Here is a 16799-nt window from a genome sequence, read left to right as displayed (position 1 = left end):
TTGCACAACCGAGTGGAGTCCCCGCACGTCTACTTGGGGTACCCGGAAGAGCTGAAAGGAGTGGGTGTGGACAACCGGCCGCCACGGCCGGGAGACCCGAGTGGATCTCCCAGGCGACCCTCCGCCACCCCGCGTCCCCAGGCGGGTCAGCCCCGCCGTCCGCAGGTGCCTCCGCGCGGGTCAGAGCCCCCTCGCCGGCAGCCCGGCGGAGCCGAACCCCCACGTCGGGAGCCTCCGAAGCGCGCAGAACCGCCGCGCAGGGAGCCGCCTGTGCGCCGGGAGTCCGCGAGTCGCAGCGAGCCGCCCCGCCGGGGTGAGCCCGCCCGCGCCGCGTCGTCGCGGCCGCGTCCGGTCGCCGACCGCCCGACGGTCCGCACCACCCCGGCCAAGGCGAAGACTGCGGCCCCAGCACCCCGTCCGCGCCCGAGGCCCGCGACCCGCAGGCCGAGTGCGGCCCGCAGTGGCGCGTCCACCGGCGCGAAGATCTTCGTCAGCATGATCTCCGCGGTGATCCTGCTGGTCACCGGCATCGCGTGGAAAGACCTCAACTCGCTGACCGAGAACCTCACCAAGCAGGACCTCGACCTGGCCGACGCCGGCGAGAAGCCCGCGGACGGCGCGATCGACATCCTGCTGGTCGGCATGGACAGCCGCACCGACTCCAAGGGCAACCCGCTGCCGCAGAACGTCCTCGACGAACTGCAGGCCGGCGGCAGCGACGACGGCGGGTTCAACACCGACACGCTGATCCTGCTGCACATCCCGAACGACAGCGGCAAGGCCTACGCGGTGTCGTTCCCGCGCGACTCCTACGTGAAGATCGCCGGCGGCTTCGGTCGTCACAAGATCAACTCTGCCTACGGTTACGCCAAGGGTCAAGCGGCCGAGAAGCTGCAGGGCAGCGGCAAGACCCCGCAGGCCGTCGAGATGGAGTCCCGCAAGGCCGGCGCGAACAACCTGATCCAGACCATCCAGGACCTGACCGGCTCGAAGATCGACCACTACGCCGAGGTCAACCTGGTCGGCTTCTACGAGATCACCAAGGCCATCGGCGGCATCGACGTCTGCCTCAACAAGAACGTCCGCGACAGCTTCTCCGGCGCGAACTTCAAGGCGGGCCCGCAGACGATCGAGGGCAAGAACGCGCTGGCGTTCGTCCGGCAGCGCCACGGCCTGCCGATGGGCGACCTGGACCGCGTCGTGCGCCAGCAGGTCTTCATGGCGGGCCTCGCCAAGAAGATGCTGTCCGCGGGCGTGCTCACCGACAGCACCAAGCGCACCAACATGATCAAGGCCGTGAGCGGCGCGATCACGCTCGACGACGGCTGGGACATCACCAAGTTCGCCCTGCAGATGAAGGACATGACGGGCGGCAACATGACGTTCCAGACGATCCCGACCGGCAACCCGGACCTGCAGACCCCCGAGGACGGCTCGGCGGTCGAGGTCGACGAGGGCGACGTCCGCACGTTCGTGAAGAACCTCGGCAAGGCGCCGGCCTCCTCGACCGCGCCGGACCCCAAGTTCAACAACGCCTCGGTGATCGTGGACGTCCGCAACGCCTCCGGCCAGCCGGGCCTCGCGGCCCAGGTGCTGCAGTCGCTCGTCGCGAAGGGCTTCGGCGAGGGCCAGACGGGCAACGCCGAGGCGATGGCGAAGTCGATCGTCCGCTACGGCAAGGGCGGCGAGGCGGCCGCGGACGCGGTCCAGAAGGCACTGGGCGGCGTCAAGGTCGAGGAGGACGTGAACACCCCGGCCGGCCGGGTCCGCGTCTTCCTGGGATCGGACTACTCGGGCCCCGGCGCGCAGGGTTTCACCGGATCCGGAGTACTCGCCCTGGACGGTGCGCGTCAGCAACCGGCTGACCCCACGGCCCCCGCACCTATCACCGCAGGCGACGTACGCTGCGTGAACTGATACGGAGAGTAGAGTTGGGTACCCCATTCGGGGGAATCCGACGGCAAGTTGCGTAAGCGCCGAAGCTCTGGCGCCTTCCATCACCGTGAGACCCGCTCACGGGGTGGAGGGACCAGTGCAGACTGCGACAGGCCATATCGACACAGCGGCGTACCAGCGCGTGCTCGGTGATGAGATCCGCAGCCTTCGCAAGCAGCGCGGCTGGACCCGCAAGGAGCTGAACAAGCGGCTGCAGACCGAGATATCGCTGCAGACGCTGGCGACGTACGAACTGGGCACCCGGCAGTGCTCCGTGGTGCGCCTGGTGGAGATCTGTCACGCCCTCGACGTTCCGGCACACGAAGTCCTCGCTCGTGTGCACGAACGCTTCTTCGGCGACACCCCTGCCGGGCACCTGACGCTGAACCTCACCGCTGTCGCCGCCACCGACAACGCGCGTCTCGTGCCGTTGAAGCGTTGGGCCGCAGGGAGGTTGCACGTGTTGCCGCCAGGAGCGTCGCCGGAAGTGCATCTGGACCTGCCCGCACTCGAAAACATGGCGCAGCTGTGCCAACTCCCGACCGTCGAACTCATCCGCACCCTGCGCGCGCTCAGCCGGTAGTTGTACCGAACCCCGTTCACACCAACGCAACGACCGCCCGAAACGGTCACTTCTCCACCGCCGGTAGCATCGCCGGGGTGAACGATTCCCCCGCCCGCCTCCCTCTGCGCACCGCAGCCGCCGTGAAGCTGGGCAATCTGAGCTCCACGCTGTCCCAGAAGATGGGTCTCGGCGCCGGCGGCATGATCGGCGGCCGGGTGGCGCTGAAGCTCGACCCGCAGGCGCTCGCCCGGCTCACGCACGGCCGCAAGGTCGCCGTGGTGACCGGGACGAACGGCAAGACCACCAGCACGATGATGCTGGCCAGGGCCGTCGGCGCGCTGGGCGAGGTCGCCACGAACCACAGCGGCGCGAACATGCCGGACGGCCACGTCACCGCGTTGTCGAAGCAGCCGGACGCCCCGTACGCGGTGCTGGAGTGCGACGAGGGCTACTTCCCCGCCGTCGCGGGCGCGAGCAACCCGGCCGTCGCGGTGATCCTGAACCTGTCCCGCGACCAGCTGGACCGCGTCGGCGAGGTCCGCACCATCGAGCGGTCCCTGCGCGACACCATCACCGCACTGCAGGACTGCACGATCGTCGCGAACTGCGACGACGTGATGGTGACGAGCGCGGCCTGGAACGCGCGGAAGGTCATCTGGGTCGCCACCGGCACCGGCTGGCACCACGACTCCGCGAGCTGTCCCCGTTGCGGCAACCCGATCCGCTGGCAGGGCGAGCACTGGCACTGCACGGGCTGCGACCTCGCGCGCCCGCATCCGAACTGGATCACCACCGACGAGGCGATGATCACCCCGGAGCACCAGAAGCTGGAGCTCCGCCTCACGCTGCCGGGCAAGTTCAACCAGGCGAACGCCGTCATGGCGTCCGCCGCCGCGCACGCCATGGGCGTGCCCACCGAGGAGGCGGTGCGCCGGCTGCGCGGCGTCTCCAACGTGAGCGGCCGCTACCGCACGATCCAGCGCAACGGCCGCAGCGCGCGCCTGTTGCTCAGCAAGAACCCCGCGGGCTGGAGCGAGACCCTCACGGTCGTCAAGGAGGCCAACCACCCGGCCGTCCTGGTGATCAACGCCAACGAGGCCGACGGCCGCGACCTGAGCTGGCTGTGGGACGTCCCGTTCGAGCGCCTGCAGGGCCGCACGGTGATCGCTTCCGGCGAGCGCGCGACCGACCTCGCCGTGCGTCTCACGTATGCCGAGGTCCAGCACACGATCGTGCCCGACCCGCTGAAGGCCATCGAGCAGATGCCGCCGGGAGCGGTCGAGGTCATCGCCAACTACACCGCGTTCCGCGACTTGAATGCCAGGGCTGCCGCTGATGAGTGAGTCGACAATCCAGATCGCGCTCGTGCTGCCGGATCTCCTCGGCACGTACGGGGACTTCGGCAACGCCGTGGTCCTCGAGAAGCGCATGACGTGGCGCGGGATCAAAGCCGAGATCGTGCCGATCAACTACGGCGAGCCGGTACCGGACTCGTGCGACATCTACGTCGTCGGCGGCGGTGAGGACACCGCCCAGACGCTGGCCGTGAAGCACCTGCGCGAGCACCCCGGCCTGCAGCGCGCCGTCACGAAGAACGCCGTGGTGCTGGGCGTGTGCGCCGGCATCCAGATCTTCGGTGAGAGCTTCACCCGTGCCGACAACGTCACCCATCCCGGCATGGGCCTGATCGACTCGACCTCGCACGCCGGCGGCAGCCGCGCGATCGGCGAGGTCATCGCCGAGCCGGCGAACGGCCTGTTCGAGGGCGTGCTGACCGGGTTCGAGAACCACCAGGGCCGCACCGTCCTGGGCCCGGCCGCCCGGCCGCTCGCGCACGTCAAGGTCGGCACCGGCAACGACGGCAGCGTCGAGGGCGCCGTGCAGGGCCGGATCGTCTGCACCTACCTGCACGGACCGGTGCTGCCGCGCAACCCGCAGCTCGCGGACCTGCTGATCGAGTGGGCCACGGGCACGAAGGTCGCGCCGCTGGACCTCCCGGCCGTCTCCGCTATGCGTGCGGAGCGGGTGCGGGCAGCTTCCTGATTGGAGCGAAAAGGGCGCGCGGTGTGGGCGACCGTGCGAATTTGCTTTTCGCTCCAATCAGGAACTCAGCTTCTAGGAATGTCACTAAGTCGCTCTGCAACACCTGGCCAGATCACGGCCATGACGTACTCGGTCGCGAGCGCAGGTCCTACCTGGGGCCTGCGCTCCGTCCACACCGCCAGGCGTTCGGTCGCACCGACGACGATCTCCGCGAACGCCTCGGCCTCCAGCGGGTCGATGTCCGGCGAGAACGACGCCAGCACGGCGCCGATCATGTCCGTCTGCTGCTGACGGATGCCTTCGACCTCCTCCTGCGCCGACGGCACGGCCACGGCCGCTTCCTGCCGCAGCAGCGCCCACGACCTGCGGTGCTCGTCGATGAACTCGAAGAACGCCAGCAGACCCAGCCGCAGGAACTCCTCTGGGCTCGCCGCACCCGCGATCGCCGTGGCCGTCTTCTCGCGCAGTTCGGTGCGCGCACGGTGGACGCAGCCGATGAGCAGGCCTTCTTTCGAGCCGAAGTACTCGTAGAGCATCGGCTTCGAGACGCCGACGCGTTCGGCGATCTCGTCCATCGACGTGGCCAGATACCCCTGCTCGGCGAAGATCTCCTCGGCGACGGTGAGCATCTGCGCCATGCGCTGGGCCTTGGGCATGCGGCGGCGTGGAGCAGTCACTGACGGAGTCTACCGCTCGTAACTTACTTCGAGTAACCTACTGCAGAGTAGCTACCCGCGAGCGGAGGGACACCCCCATGCACCGAGAAACGAAAGTGCTCGTCATCGGCACCGGCTTCTCCGGCCTCGGCATGGCCATCGAGCTCAAGCGCCGCGGTGAGCACGACTTCGTGGTGCTCGAGAAGGCGGGCGACCTCGGCGGCACGTGGCGGGACAACTCCTACCCCGGCTGCGCGTGTGACGTGCCGTCGCACATGTACTCGTTCTCGTTCGAGCTGAACCCCAAGTGGTCGCGGATGTTCGCCGAGCAGGGCGAGATCTGGGACTACCTGCGGCGGGTCGCCGACAAGTACCGGCTGCGGCCGCACATCCGCTTCAACACCAAGGTGTCCGGCGCGCAGTGGGACGAGGACACCCAGCGCTGGGAGGTCACGACCGAGCAGGGCGACACGTACACCGCGCAGGCACTGGTCGCCGGCGTCGGCGCGTTGCACATCCCGAACATCCCCGAGCTGCCAGGCATCGAGACCTTCAACGGCAGGACGTTCCACAGCGCTCAGTGGGACCACGACTACGACCTGACCGGCAAGCGCGTCGCCGTGGTCGGCACGGGCGCGTCCGCGATCCAGTTCGTGCCGAAGATCGCCAAGCAGGTCGGTTCCATGAAGATCTTCCAGCGCACGCCGCCGTGGATCATGCCCAAGGCCGACCGCGAGATCACCGGCCGCGAGCAGAAGCTGTTCCGCGCCTTGCCCTTCACGCAACGGCTCTACCGGAACTTCGTCTACTGGGTGCGCGAGTCGTCCGCGCTGGGGTTCGCGATCAACCCGAAGATCATGCAGTTCGCGCAGGGCATCGCGTTGCGGCACATGAAGAAGCAGGTGCCGGACGCCTCGTTGCGGCGCAAGCTGAAGCCCGACTACACCATGGGCTGCAAGCGGGTGCTGATCTCCAACGACTTCTACCCCGCGCTGGGCAACCCGAACGTCGACCTGGTGACGGACCAGATCTCCGAGGTGCGCGAATCGTCCATCGTGGACAGTGCGGGCGTCGAGCACGAGGTCGACGTCATCATCTACGGCACCGGCTTCCACGTCGTCGACTCGTTCGACTACCTGGACATCCAGGGCAAGGGTGGCGTCGACCTCGCGAAGCAGTGGCGGGAGAAGGGGATCGAGACCTACTACGGCATCACGGTCTCGGGGTTCCCCAACCTGTTCTTCCTGCTGGGCCCCAACACCGGGCTCGGCCACAACTCGGTCGTGTTCATGATCGAGTCGCAGATCCGGTACATCTCGCAGTGCCTCCGGCTCCTCGACGAACACCGCGCGGCGGAGCTGGACGTACGGCCGGAGGCCCAGCAGGAGTTCAACCGCGAGATCCAGCAGAAGCTCACCAAGGGCGTGTGGACCCAGGGTGGTTGCCAGAGCTGGTACCTCGACGCGCAGGGCGTGAACCGCACCGTGTGGCCGGGCTTCACCTGGCGGTACTGGCAGCGGACCAAGCGCGTGCGCGCCGAGGACTACGTGCTCAGGACGGCTGCACGATGACCTTCAGGGCGGTCCGCTCGTCCATCGCCTGGTAACCCTGGGCGACGTCGTCGAGCGAGACCGTCCGGTCGAACACCGGTCCGGGGTCGATCCGCCCGGCGAGCACGTCGGCCAGCAGCTCCGGCAGGTACGCCCGCGCCGGCGCGACACCGCCACCGATGGCGATGTTGCGGCCGAACAGCTTGCCGAGCGGCAACCCCGGCATCTCGTGCGGCACGCCCACGTACCCGATCCGGCCGCCGTCGCGCACGATGCCCATCGCGGTCTCCCACGACTGCTCGGTGCCGACGCACTCCAGCACGGCCGCCGCGCCGAGGCCGCCGGTCATCTCCTTGATCCGCTCGATCGCGGCCTCACCGCGTTCGGCGACCTGGTCCGTGGCACCGAAGAGCTTGGCGATCTTGGCTCGGTCCTCGTGGCGGCCCAGCGCGATGATCCGCTCGGCCCCCAGCCGCCTGGCCGCGAGCACGCCGCACAACCCGACCGCGCCGTCGCCGACGACCGCGACCGTCGCACCAGGACCGACACCGGCGCCCATGGCCGCGTGATGCCCGGTGCCCATGACGTCGGACAGGCTCAGGAACGCGGGCAGCAGCTCGGCCGGCGCGTCCGCGGGAACCCGGACCAGCGTGCCGTCCGCCTGCGGCACCCTGACCGCCTCGCCCTGACCGCCGTCGCTGCCCTTGCTGCCCCAGAACCCACCGGCGCGGCACGACGTCTGCAGCCCCGCCTGGCAGTACGCACAGGTGCCGTCGCTCCACACGAACGGCGCGATGACCCGGTCACCGACCTGGACGCTCTTCACGTCCTTGCCGACCTGGTCGACGATGCCGAGGAACTCGTGCCCGATCCGCTGACCGCCCTCGCGCTTGGCCACGCCGCGGTACGCCCAGAGGTCGCTGCCGCAGATGCACGCGAGCTCGACCCGCACGACGACGTCGGTGGCCTCCTTGATCGCCGCGTCCGGCACCTCCTCAACGCGGATGTCTCGGGTGCCGTAGATCGTCGTAGCACGCACCGGGCGCCTCCTCTTCGTCGATGCTCAACCGTTACATGGTCCTCCTGTCCAGGTCTTCGCGCCGAATCGAGACGCTGTGGAATTGGTTACGCATGCTTAGTATCGAGCCGTGCTGATCAACACCCGCGGTGTTCGTTACGCGAAGTCCGCCCGTTTCGCCGAACCCGAACCGGTCACCTGGGACGGCGTCCTCGGCACCGCCCAGCGCGGCCCTGCCTGCCCGCAGCCGCCGTCCTCGCTGCTGCACGTGGTCGGCAACTCGGTCGAGGGCCTGTCGTTCGACGAGCACTGCCAGGTGCTTTCGGTCACCGCGCCCGCTGACGCCTCCGGCCTGCCGGTGATGGTCTGGTTCCACGGTGGCGCGTACGTGACCGGCAGCGGTGAGTCCATGAAGTACGAGGCCTCGTTGCTCGCCTCCGAGGGCGTCGTGGTGGTCAGCGTCAGCTACCGGCTGGGCATCTTCGGCTACCTGCGGGACAACCTCGGTCTGCTCGACCAGCTCGTCGCGCTGCGGTGGGTGCGCGACAACATCGCCGCTTTCGGTGGCGACCCCGCGAACGTCACGGCGTTCGGCCAGTCCGCGGGCGCGGACTCGGTGTACGCGTTGATGCTCACCGCCGCCTCGGAGAACCTGTTCCACCGCGCGATCATGCAGAGCCCGCCAATGGGAGCCCGAGGTCCAGAACGGGCGGAGATGACCGCCGCGCTGCGGGAGTTCGTCTCCGTCGACGCCTCCACCCCGGTGGACGACGTGCTGGCCGTGCAGCGGGAAGTCCCGGCGATGGCGGCTCGGTTCGGTCTGGCGGGCGGCATGCCCTTCGGTCCAGCGCTGGAGGAGATCGACCTCGCCGCCGTGGCACCGCGGGTCGAGTTGCTCGTCGGGCACACGGCCGACGACGGCAGCCCGTACGTCGCCGACCAGCCAGATGCCTGGGAGGTCGTGACCGAGCTCGTGTTCGCAGCCCCCGCGCGCCAGCTCGCCGTGGACTGGACGGCGGCGGGCGGCCAGGCGGCCACCTACAACTTCAGGTGGCGGCCTTCCGGCGCGCCGCTGGGAGCGTGCCACTGCATGGAGCTGCCGTTCCTGTTCGACCCGGCCGGTTGGGCTGGCGCGGGCATGCTCGCCGGCCAGGAACCGGATCCCGTGCTGGCCAAGACCATGCGGGACATCTGGACCGGGTTCGCCCGAAACGGGATGGACGCGCTGCCGTCGCGGTCGCTTGAATTCGGCGAGTGACCGACCGAGAGCGCCTGCGCACCACGTTCGGAGAGGACGCGGCCCGCTACCACCGGGCCCGTCCCACCTATCCCCCACAGCTGTTCACCCGGCTGAGCGGCCCGCGCATCCTGGAGATCGGCCCTGGCACCGGCCAGGCCACGCTGCCGCTCACCGCGCTCGGTGACGTGACTGCGGTCGAGCTGAGCCCGGAACTGGCCGCCATCGCCCGTACCCACGCCCCCGCGGCCCATGTGGTGGTCGCGAACTTCGACGAGTGGCCGCTGCCAGAACCGTTCGACCTCGTCGTGTCCGCGACGGCGTTCCACTGGCTCGATCCGGACACCCGGATGGCCCGTTGCGCCGCGGCACTGCGGCCCGGCGGCGCACTGGCCGTGATCTCCACGCACCACGTCGCGGGCGGAACCGGGCAGTTCTTCGTCGACGTGCAGAAGTGTTATGAGCGCTGGGATCCTGCCACGCCACCGAACCTCCGGCTCGCGCCCGCCGACGACATCCCGCGCGAGTTCGACGAGAGCTCCTCGTTCGACGAGCCGGAGTTCCACCGGTACGAGTGGGAGCAGACCTACGACACCGAGGCGTACGTCGACCTGCTCCTCACGTATTCGAACCACATCGCGCTGCCGGACCGCGACCGGTTGATCGCGGACATCCGGCGGCTCATCGACACGCGGTACGGCGGCCGGGTCACCAAGCGGTACCTGACCCAGCTCGCCGTTGCCCGCCTCAGGAGCGCTTAGTCCGGCGTGCGATCAGCACGGCCGCGCCACCCGCGCCCACGAGCGCGAGGCCGCCGAGGCCCAGTGGCAGCACGTCGAAGCCGGTGAACGCCAGGTCCTCGGCCTCAGCGGCCGTGACGACCTGCGGTGCCGGAGCCTGCGGGGCGCCTCCACCTGGCGGTGGCGGCGGAACCTCGGTCTTGGTCGACGGCGGCGGGGTCTCCGGGGTCGTCTCGGTGGGCTTGCAGCCCGTGTGCGCCGGGTTCGAGCGGCCGACGCCGTGGTTGGCGTCGCACTCGTAACCCTTGTTCGCGTCCGAGCCGCCGGGCAGCTGGCCCTGCGGATTCTTGTTGTCCGCCTTGCCGACGCAGCCGGCACACGGCTTGCCGACCGCTTCGCCCTCGCCGTTGCCGTTCATCGACGGCGAGCCGTCACGGGTCGAGTCGTAGGGCCCGTGCTCGTTCGCGCCGTTGCCGGTGAAGTCGGCGTTGGACGGCGGCTGGGGCACCGAAGTGTCCTGGGTGGACTGTCCTGGTGGGACCTGAGGATTGTTGGTGATCCCGTTCCCCTTGCCGTCACCGGGATCGGCGAGCCCCAGTCCGGGGGCCAGCACCAGCGCGGCGGCTGCGGCGAGGGCAGGGAGGAGCCGAGTTGCTTTCATAGGGTGAATATAGGACGGTCTGTGAGATGCGTTACATCGCTACCCACAGACCGTCCGAAAAAACACGCTACGAACAGGTGATCCGCGGAGACGCCCAGTCACCATGGTCGGAATTGATGCCGTCACCGGCGTCCGTGATGACCAAGCGCAGGTTCTCGGCTTCGCTGAGTGACGCGGTGAGTTTCTTCGCCGGGTCGGTTCCGGTCAACCGTCCGGAATCCGCGACCTTTGTTGAATCCGCGAACACCTCGAAGACCACGGATCCCTTGCCCGCGGCCACTTCGTCGTCGACACCGACGTCCACAGTGAACGATGAGCACTTCTTGCCGAGGTAGAACTCGATGGCCGAGGCCGCGTGCGCGCCGAAACCCTTCGAATGCGTCACCCCGTTGATCGTCAACGCCTTGCCGTCACCGGCGGCCTGGTTGCCGACCGACCTGTCGATCTCCACCGGGCCCCAGCCGTTCGTGGACGACGACGCCTCGAACGCGGACAGGTCGGACACACCGGCCGGCGGGGTCGGGCGCGGGCCGGTGTCACCCTTCGACACGCGGTAGACCACGGTCGCGAGCGACGGGACCGAGGCCGAGATCGCACCGGTGGTGGTGCGGACGGACTTCGTCCACAGGTCCTTCAACACAGCGGGACCCGAGAAGCCGATCTCGGACAGGGACGTCGAGATCGTCTGCGTCGAGCCGGACTTGTTGAACAGCGCCACGGCTTTGTCGCCGTTGGCCAGCGGCTTCACGATCACGTCGAGACCGGTCTTGCCGGTCGTGCGAATCCGCTTGCCCTGCTTGCCGAGCTTGTCCTGGTCGAGCGCGATGACGTCTTTGTTCTCCAGGATGGTGAACGTGTCCGCGCTGACCTTGCGCAGGTCCGAGCCGATCAGCAGCGGCGCGGCCATGACGGCCCACAGCGAGAAGTGGCTGCGGTACTGAACAGCGGACATCTTGCCGTTGCCGACCTCAAGCATGTCGGGGTCGTTCCAGTGCCCGGGACCGGCGTAGGAATCCAGCACGACGTTCTTCTCGTAGATGTCCATCGTGCGCGGCCAGGTGTCGTTGATGTCACCGGTCGTGCGCCACAGGTGGCCCGTGTCGGACGCCCACTCCCAAGGCTTGTTCTGACCCCACTCGCACAACGAGAAGACGATCGGGCGTCCGGTCTTCTTCAACGCGTCACGCATCTTGCGGTAGCGCTGCTTCGCGTCGACGCCCTGGTTGTTGCAGTTGTCGTACTTCAGGTAGTCGACGCCCCACGACGCGAACTGCTGGGCGTCCGACTCCTCGTGGTTCAGACCGCCGGGAAAGCCGTTGTCCTTGTTGCACGTCTTGGTGCCGGCCGAGGTGTAGATGCCGAACTTCAGGCCCTTGGAGTGCACGTAGTCCGCGACGGCTTTGATGCCGTTGGGGAACCGGGTCTTGTGCGGCACCAGTTTGCCCTGGGCGTCTCTGGACTTCTCGGCCCAGCAGTCGTCGATGTTGACGTACTCGTAGCCGGCGTCCTTGAGGCCCTTGTTGACGAAGATGTCGGCGATGCCCTTGACCATCGCCTCGTTGAACTCGGCGCGGCAGGCGGTGGTGTTCCAGTTGTTGAAGCCCATCGGTGGCGTCAGCGCCAGTCCGTCAGGTAACGCCTGTGCGGCAGGAACGACAAGGACCGCACTGACCATTGTGGACAGCACCGCCAGAGCTAGTGTGCGCATGGGCTTTCCTTTCCGAGCATCACGCGGGGAGACCCCAGGGCTTGCCCGGGGTCGTGATGGGGACCGGCCTGACGGCCAGGTCGGGGCGGCGGCCCCTGGGGTGCACCAGGACTTCCTGCCCGCGGCGCAACGGGATCTCCAGCGTCCCGTCGCCGCGGTCGTGGTACCGGACGGGGCTCACGACGGACACCGGGCCCGCGATGCCGTGCCGCAGCACCAGCGGCTCGCCCGCGCGGCTGCGGACGAGCACGAACTCGGTCCTGCCACCGGTCCGGCGCGCGGTCACCGAGAAGCCGCCCTCGCAGGAGTGGTCGGCGATCATGACGTCCGGCCAGACCGACGGCACGGCCGGGAACACCCGGACGACGCCGCCCCAGCTCTGGCAGACGAAGTCGTGGATCGTCTGTGCGCCGGACAACGGCGTCTCCACGACCGGGCCCGCCTCGGTGTACATGGTGTTCTCGAGCACCGGATAGCGCTTGGTGGTGTCGAACATCTTCACGAAGTACGCGTAGGCCTCGTCGCCGCGGAACATGCGCGCCGCGATCGAACCGGACCCGGAGTAGCTGTAGCCGCGGTGCGCGGGCTCCAGCGACATCCAGTGGTGCAACGACTTCTCGATCAGCGCCCGGTTCTCCGGCTGGTCCCAGTTCACGGTCATCAGCGGGAACGTCGCGAGCAGGTGCGAGAAGTGCCGGTGCGACACCACGAACGGCACCCCGGCGCCGATCATGAACCCGTTCTCGTCGACCGGGTACGGCACGAGGTCCCGCAGCACCTCGGCCCACCTGGGCGCCAGCGGGTCGTCGATCTTCAGCAACCGCGCCGAGTCGATCAGCGTCTGGCAGCCCCACCGGATCAGCTGCAGGTCGTAGTTGCAGTCGGGGGCGTCGCCGTACTCGGGCGAGGTCGTGACGTCGAGGTGCAGCTTGCCGTCGTTGCCCTTCTTGAGGAAGTGCAGGTAGTAGTTGATCGACCGGCGCAGCAGCGGGAAGACGACGTCGGACAGGATCCTGATGTCCATGCTGTGGCGGTAGGACAGCCAGACGTTATGCAGAGCCCACGTGAGGTTGCCGAGCTCCTTCACGCCGGTGCCGCCCGTGCCCGGCTCGTACAGCGTGCCCGCGTTGGACGTCGAAGCGTCCGTGCTGCGGCCGACGCCCGCCGAGTCGTGCCGGAACTGCTCCTTGACGTTGCGGACGAGCTGGTCCTGGTTGTCCTTCAACGTGCTGGTGATCGAGTCCAGCTCCAGGTGGCCGGAGCCGTGGACCAGCCAGTACTCGAGCTGCACGTTGAGGTTCCACCAGGCGGCGGCCCACGGCGTCTTCTCCAGCCACGGGCCGGTCGTCGCCATCACCGGGCTGCCGGCCCGCGATCCGGACGCGACCTTGTACAGCTGGATCCAGTAGAACGCCTGCAGCCGCTGGTCGCCGAACGACAGGAAGCTCTTCCGGTAGAAGGCGTTCCACCACTTCCGGTGCGACCTGGTCAGCAGCCCGCCGAGCCCGGCGGCCTCGCGCACCGCCTTCAGCACGATCTTGTCCGCGGCGACCTCGGGGTAGGTGTGCGCGACCGAGAGCAGCAGGCGTTGCACCCGGCCGGTCGTGACGAGCCGGAAAGCGGTTGCCGTCTGGCCGCCCGCGTTCAACGCCTGGGTCACCAGCGTCTCGCGGCCGTCGGCTTTCGTCACGGGGTCGGGGTTGAGCACGTACCCGTCCGGCAGCGGGTTGAAGTCCGCCCGGGGCGGAATCGCCTTGGACGGCACGAACTCCAGCGCGGGCTGCTCCGTGCCGGTCGCGGTGACCTGCACCGACAGCACCGACCGGGTGGAGTGGACGTAGGCCGCGAACGAGATCACGCCCAACGTCGTGGTCACGGTCCCACGCAGCTCCGCGTTCCACAGGTCCAGCCGCCAGTCGACGGCCGTGACGGTGCCCGCCGCGGTCATCTTCAGGTTTCCGACCGGAAGTCTGCACACGCCGAACTGGCTGCCACCGGTGGTGCGGTGGTCCTGCACGTCGGCGTGCTGGACGGTGAACCGCACGGTGTTGCCCTCGACGTAGACGACGCTGCCGAGCCGGCCGTCACCGAGGAACGGCGCCTGCCCGTACTGGGTCGGGGGCTTCCGCCAAACGAGATCCTGCTCCCCGACGAACTTTTCCCAATCGCGTTCCGACATGCCCTCGCAGGCGAAAACATCCGAGGACACGGTCTCTTTTCCGGTCGCTACCCCCGTCTGGGCGAGCACCACCGCTGCCGTGGTTCCACCAATGAAACCCCTCCTGCCAAAGACCATTTCCGCTCCTCGTCCGCGCATGACGACTACTCACGTCCTGCTGCGCGGCGGTGCAGCCTGGTCCAGACAACTGGGAAAGGTAGGAGTTCTAGGTCACATCGCGCAAGACCCAACCAACCACAACACGAAGCAACAACCGGGTGCTGCTCACCCTGCGACATGGGTAAGACGCCTAGGATGTCCCGCCAAAGGGGCGGGGAGAACACGCATCAGCCGTGCCCTTGTACGAGGAGGTGGCATGGCCGTGTCGACAACGGCGTTCAACGAGGGCAGGGTCCCCCAGCGGGGCCGCCCTCGCGACGCCAGCAGGGACGACGCATTACGTCAGGCAGCGCTCGAGGTGATGGCCGAGGTCGGATACCGGGCTCTCACCATGGACGCCGTGGCGGCCCGCGCGAGGGCGGGCAAGGCCACGATCTACCGGCGCTGGGAGTCGAAGCTCGATCTGGTGATCGACACGTGCACCCAGCTCGCCACGCAGAACCTCGCGGCACCGGACACCGGCTCACTGGCCGGCGACCTGCGCGAGTTCCTCTCGTCGTTCGCCGCGTTCCTCTCAGGACCGATCGGCAAGGCCGCCCAGGCACTCGTCGGCGAACTGCCGCACGAGCCCGAGCTGGCGGCGGCGTTCCGGGAGACGTTCCTGATCTCGCAGCGCGACGTGCTGCGCGGAATCCTGGACCGCGCCGCCGAACGGGGCGAGCTTCGCGCTGACGCCCCGCGCGGCATGGCGGTCGAGATCGCCGGTGCGGCGTTGATCTACCGGTTGATGCTCACCGGCGACCCGCTCGACGAGCCGTTCGTGGAGAAGGTCGTCGAGCAGGTCCTTCTGCCGTTGGTGCGAGTGTCCTAGCGGAACAGCTTGCGGACCAGCGCGAAGCCGACGACGGCGCCGACCGCGATCAGCGTGTACTTGACCTTGGGCTGGCTCAGCACGTCGAGCACGGACGACTTGCCCTGCTCGACGAGCTTCTGCGGGCTGGCCCGCTCGCTGAGCTCGTCCAAGGTGGCGGCCAGCGCGGTGCGAGCCTGTTCGATCTCGCGCTGGATGGTGTCGGGATCGCGAGCCACATGTCCTCCTAGCAGCGGTTCTGCCCGCAACCGTAGTGGACGGTCCCGGCCGCGGCTCCGAGCGACCCACGTCCGACCCGAGAGAGCGAGTACATGAGCGGCCTATAGGCTTCCACCCGAGGGGTCGTAGCCCAATTGGCAGAGGCACTGGGTTTAGGTCCCAGCCAGTGGGGGTTCGAGTCCCCCCGACCTCATCCGATCAGCGTGTTCGTGGTGGTTCACCGCTACGGCCGCGAGCTTCTCGCGGCCGTAGAGGCGCACTGACTCCAGCTGTTCGAAGCGGCCGCTGCCGGCCGGTGTGAGCAGCGACTTGGTCACGAGCGCGGACAGCAGCGCCAGCACCCGGTCCGCCGGTAGCCCGCAGGCCGCCACCGCGATGTCGAGCCCGAAGCCGCCGGGGAACTGCGAGAGGCACCGGAACACGTGCTGCTCGTCGGCGCTGAGGTGGTCGTAGCTCCACTCAATCGCCGCGCGCAGGCTCTGGTGGCGTTCGGCGGCGGTGCGGTTGCCGCGGTTGAGCAGTTCCAGCCGGTCGTCCAGGCGCGCCAGCAGCTCCGGCACCGGCAGCACCGTCACGAGCCGTGCGGCGAGCTCGATGGCCAGCGGCAGCCGGTCCAGGCGCGCGCACAACGCGGCCAGCACCTCCGAGTCGTCCAGCCGCAGGCCGAGCTGGTTCGACCGGGCGCGGTCGGTGAAGAGCTCCACGGCGCGCTTGAGCGGTAACGGCTGCACCGCGAACAGCACCTCGCCCGGCACCCGCAACGGCTCCCGGCTCGTGGCGATCACCCGCACTCCCGGGCAGCCGAGCAGCAGCGGCTCCAGCACGGCGGCACATTCCGCCACGACGTGTTCGCAGTTGTCCAGCACCAGCAGCAGTTGTTCGTCCGCCAGCGCGTGCACCAGGGTGCTCAACGGGGGTTCGACGGCGACCTCGCCGATGCCGAGCGCCGACACGCACGCCCGCGCCACGCCGCGGTCCACCGAAGCGAGCTCGACCCAGGCCGCGGCGCCGGCGAACTCCTTGGCCAGCCTGGTCTTCCCGACCCCGGCCGGGCCGACGAGCGTGAGCACGCGGGTGTCCTGGAGTGTGGCGAGACAGGACAGCTCGTCGCTTCGGCCGATGAAACTGTCCAGTGTCGTAACGGGTTCGTTCACCCGCTGCCGATATGCCCGCTGCCGGCAGGCGTTCGAGCAGTACCGCGCGTGCCTGCGCCGGGAGGTGGCGGTCGCGGCGCCGCAGTTCGCACACGTTCCCACCGATTCGGCCATCGAACGCATCGTAGCCACCCGGTTACCGGGCGGAAAGGCCTTTCCGCCCG

The 16799-nt window shown here is 68.7% G+C and carries 16 protein-coding genes and 1 tRNA gene; 10 read left to right on the top strand and 7 right to left on the bottom strand.

The genetic code is table 11. The features are described from left to right. The first annotated feature begins 270 nt into the window (after positions 1-270). The 4 genes from B0F77_RS03305 (at position 271) to B0F77_RS03290 (ending at position 4543) form a co-directional block, all read left to right on the top strand. Positions 271-1917, top strand: coding sequence for an LCP family protein (locus B0F77_RS03305; protein ID WP_143466542.1), 1647 nt, complete (start codon positions 271-273; stop codon positions 1915-1917). Positions 1918-2032: 115 nt separating this feature from the next. Then, the gene (locus tag B0F77_RS03300) at positions 2033-2518 is read left to right on the top strand and encodes a helix-turn-helix domain-containing protein (protein ID WP_245847798.1); all 486 of its coding nucleotides are present in this window, start codon (positions 2033-2035) and stop codon (positions 2516-2518) included. A 77-nt stretch (positions 2519-2595) separates the two neighbouring features. Then, positions 2596-3843 (top strand): MurT ligase domain-containing protein, encoded by a 1248-nt coding sequence (locus B0F77_RS03295; RefSeq protein WP_245847797.1) that lies wholly within the window; start codon positions 2596-2598, stop codon positions 3841-3843. Beyond that, positions 3836-4543, top strand: coding sequence for a type 1 glutamine amidotransferase (locus tag B0F77_RS03290; protein WP_086661279.1), 708 nt, complete (start codon positions 3836-3838; stop codon positions 4541-4543). Before B0F77_RS03295 ends, B0F77_RS03290 begins: the two co-directional genes overlap by 8 nt. Before the next feature lie 65 nt (positions 4544-4608). On the opposite strand, the gene B0F77_RS03285 is transcribed toward B0F77_RS03290, so the two are convergent. Next, on the bottom strand, positions 4609-5181 hold the full coding sequence (locus tag B0F77_RS03285; RefSeq protein WP_211293644.1) for a TetR/AcrR family transcriptional regulator: 573 nt from the start codon (positions 5179-5181) through the stop codon (positions 4609-4611). Positions 5182-5297: 116 nt separating this feature from the next. Between B0F77_RS03285 and B0F77_RS03280 the strand changes: the two genes are divergently transcribed. Continuing rightward, on the top strand, positions 5298-6770 hold the full coding sequence (locus B0F77_RS03280; RefSeq protein ID WP_086661242.1) for a flavin-containing monooxygenase: 1473 nt from the start codon (positions 5298-5300) through the stop codon (positions 6768-6770). Here B0F77_RS03280 and B0F77_RS03275 read toward each other — a convergent pair. Next, complete coding sequence (locus tag B0F77_RS03275) at positions 6751-7788, bottom strand: zinc-dependent alcohol dehydrogenase family protein (RefSeq protein ID WP_086661241.1); 1038 nt, start codon at positions 7786-7788, stop codon at positions 6751-6753. The genes B0F77_RS03280 and B0F77_RS03275 overlap by 20 nt on opposite strands. A 109-nt stretch (positions 7789-7897) precedes the next feature. On the opposite strand from B0F77_RS03275, the gene B0F77_RS03270 reads away from it, so the two are divergent. Together B0F77_RS03270 and B0F77_RS03265 are read left to right on the top strand one after the other, a co-directional pair. Then, entirely contained in the window at positions 7898-9025 is a 1128-nt protein-coding gene (locus B0F77_RS03270; RefSeq protein WP_086661240.1) for a carboxylesterase family protein, read from the top strand. After that, the gene (locus B0F77_RS03265; RefSeq protein WP_086661239.1) at positions 9022-9765 is read left to right on the top strand and encodes a class I SAM-dependent methyltransferase; all 744 of its coding nucleotides are present in this window, start codon (positions 9022-9024) and stop codon (positions 9763-9765) included. Before B0F77_RS03270 ends, B0F77_RS03265 begins: the two co-directional genes overlap by 4 nt. Here the strand turns inward: B0F77_RS03265 and B0F77_RS03260 are convergent. From B0F77_RS03260 to B0F77_RS03250, 3 genes are all read right to left on the bottom strand, one after another. Then, positions 9752-10405, bottom strand: a complete 654-nt coding sequence (locus B0F77_RS03260; protein WP_086661238.1) for a hypothetical protein — start codon at positions 10403-10405, stop codon at positions 9752-9754. The two genes, B0F77_RS03265 and B0F77_RS03260, sit on opposite strands and share 14 nt — an antisense overlap. A gap of 67 nt (positions 10406-10472) precedes the next feature. Continuing rightward, a complete protein-coding gene (locus B0F77_RS03255; protein ID WP_086661237.1) occupies positions 10473-12113 on the bottom strand; it encodes an NPCBM/NEW2 domain-containing protein in 1641 nt (546 codons plus the stop codon). A 19-nt stretch (positions 12114-12132) separates the two neighbouring features. Beyond that, a complete protein-coding gene (locus B0F77_RS03250) occupies positions 12133-14292 on the bottom strand; it encodes a glycosyl hydrolase family 95 catalytic domain-containing protein (RefSeq protein WP_245847796.1) in 2160 nt (719 codons plus the stop codon). Positions 14293-14647: 355 nt separating this feature from the next. On the opposite strand from B0F77_RS03250, the gene B0F77_RS03245 reads away from it, so the two are divergent. Continuing rightward, on the top strand, positions 14648-15262 hold the full coding sequence (locus tag B0F77_RS03245) for a TetR/AcrR family transcriptional regulator (RefSeq protein WP_245847795.1): 615 nt from the start codon (positions 14648-14650) through the stop codon (positions 15260-15262). On the opposite strand, the gene B0F77_RS03240 is transcribed toward B0F77_RS03245, so the two are convergent. Further along, positions 15259-15480, bottom strand: coding sequence for a DUF3618 domain-containing protein (locus tag B0F77_RS03240; RefSeq protein ID WP_030479208.1), 222 nt, complete (start codon positions 15478-15480; stop codon positions 15259-15261). The two genes, B0F77_RS03245 and B0F77_RS03240, sit on opposite strands and share 4 nt — an antisense overlap. 120 nt (positions 15481-15600) lie before the next feature. On the opposite strand from B0F77_RS03240, the gene B0F77_RS03235 reads away from it, so the two are divergent. Further along, positions 15601-15674: transfer RNA gene (locus B0F77_RS03235), tRNA-Leu, on the top strand. On the opposite strand, the gene B0F77_RS51075 is transcribed toward B0F77_RS03235, so the two are convergent. After that, the gene (locus B0F77_RS51075) at positions 15634-15903 is read right to left on the bottom strand and encodes a winged helix-turn-helix domain-containing protein (RefSeq protein WP_483868444.1); all 270 of its coding nucleotides are present in this window, start codon (positions 15901-15903) and stop codon (positions 15634-15636) included. The genes B0F77_RS03235 and B0F77_RS51075 overlap by 41 nt on opposite strands. Here B0F77_RS51075 and B0F77_RS03230 point away from each other — a divergent pair, their 5' ends adjacent. Next, positions 15904-16203 carry a hypothetical protein gene (locus B0F77_RS03230; protein WP_086661235.1) on the top strand — a complete coding sequence of 100 codons (300 nt, stop codon included), beginning with the start codon at positions 15904-15906 and terminating at the stop codon, positions 16201-16203. The last annotated feature ends 596 nt before the right edge of the window (positions 16204-16799 follow it).

This window comes from Lentzea kentuckyensis, assembly GCF_002150765.1.
GTDB lineage: Bacteria > Actinomycetota > Actinomycetes > Mycobacteriales > Pseudonocardiaceae > Lentzea > Lentzea kentuckyensis.
The sequence above is the reverse complement of the archived record's forward strand: the minus strand, read 5'-3'. Positions and strand labels throughout refer to the sequence as shown.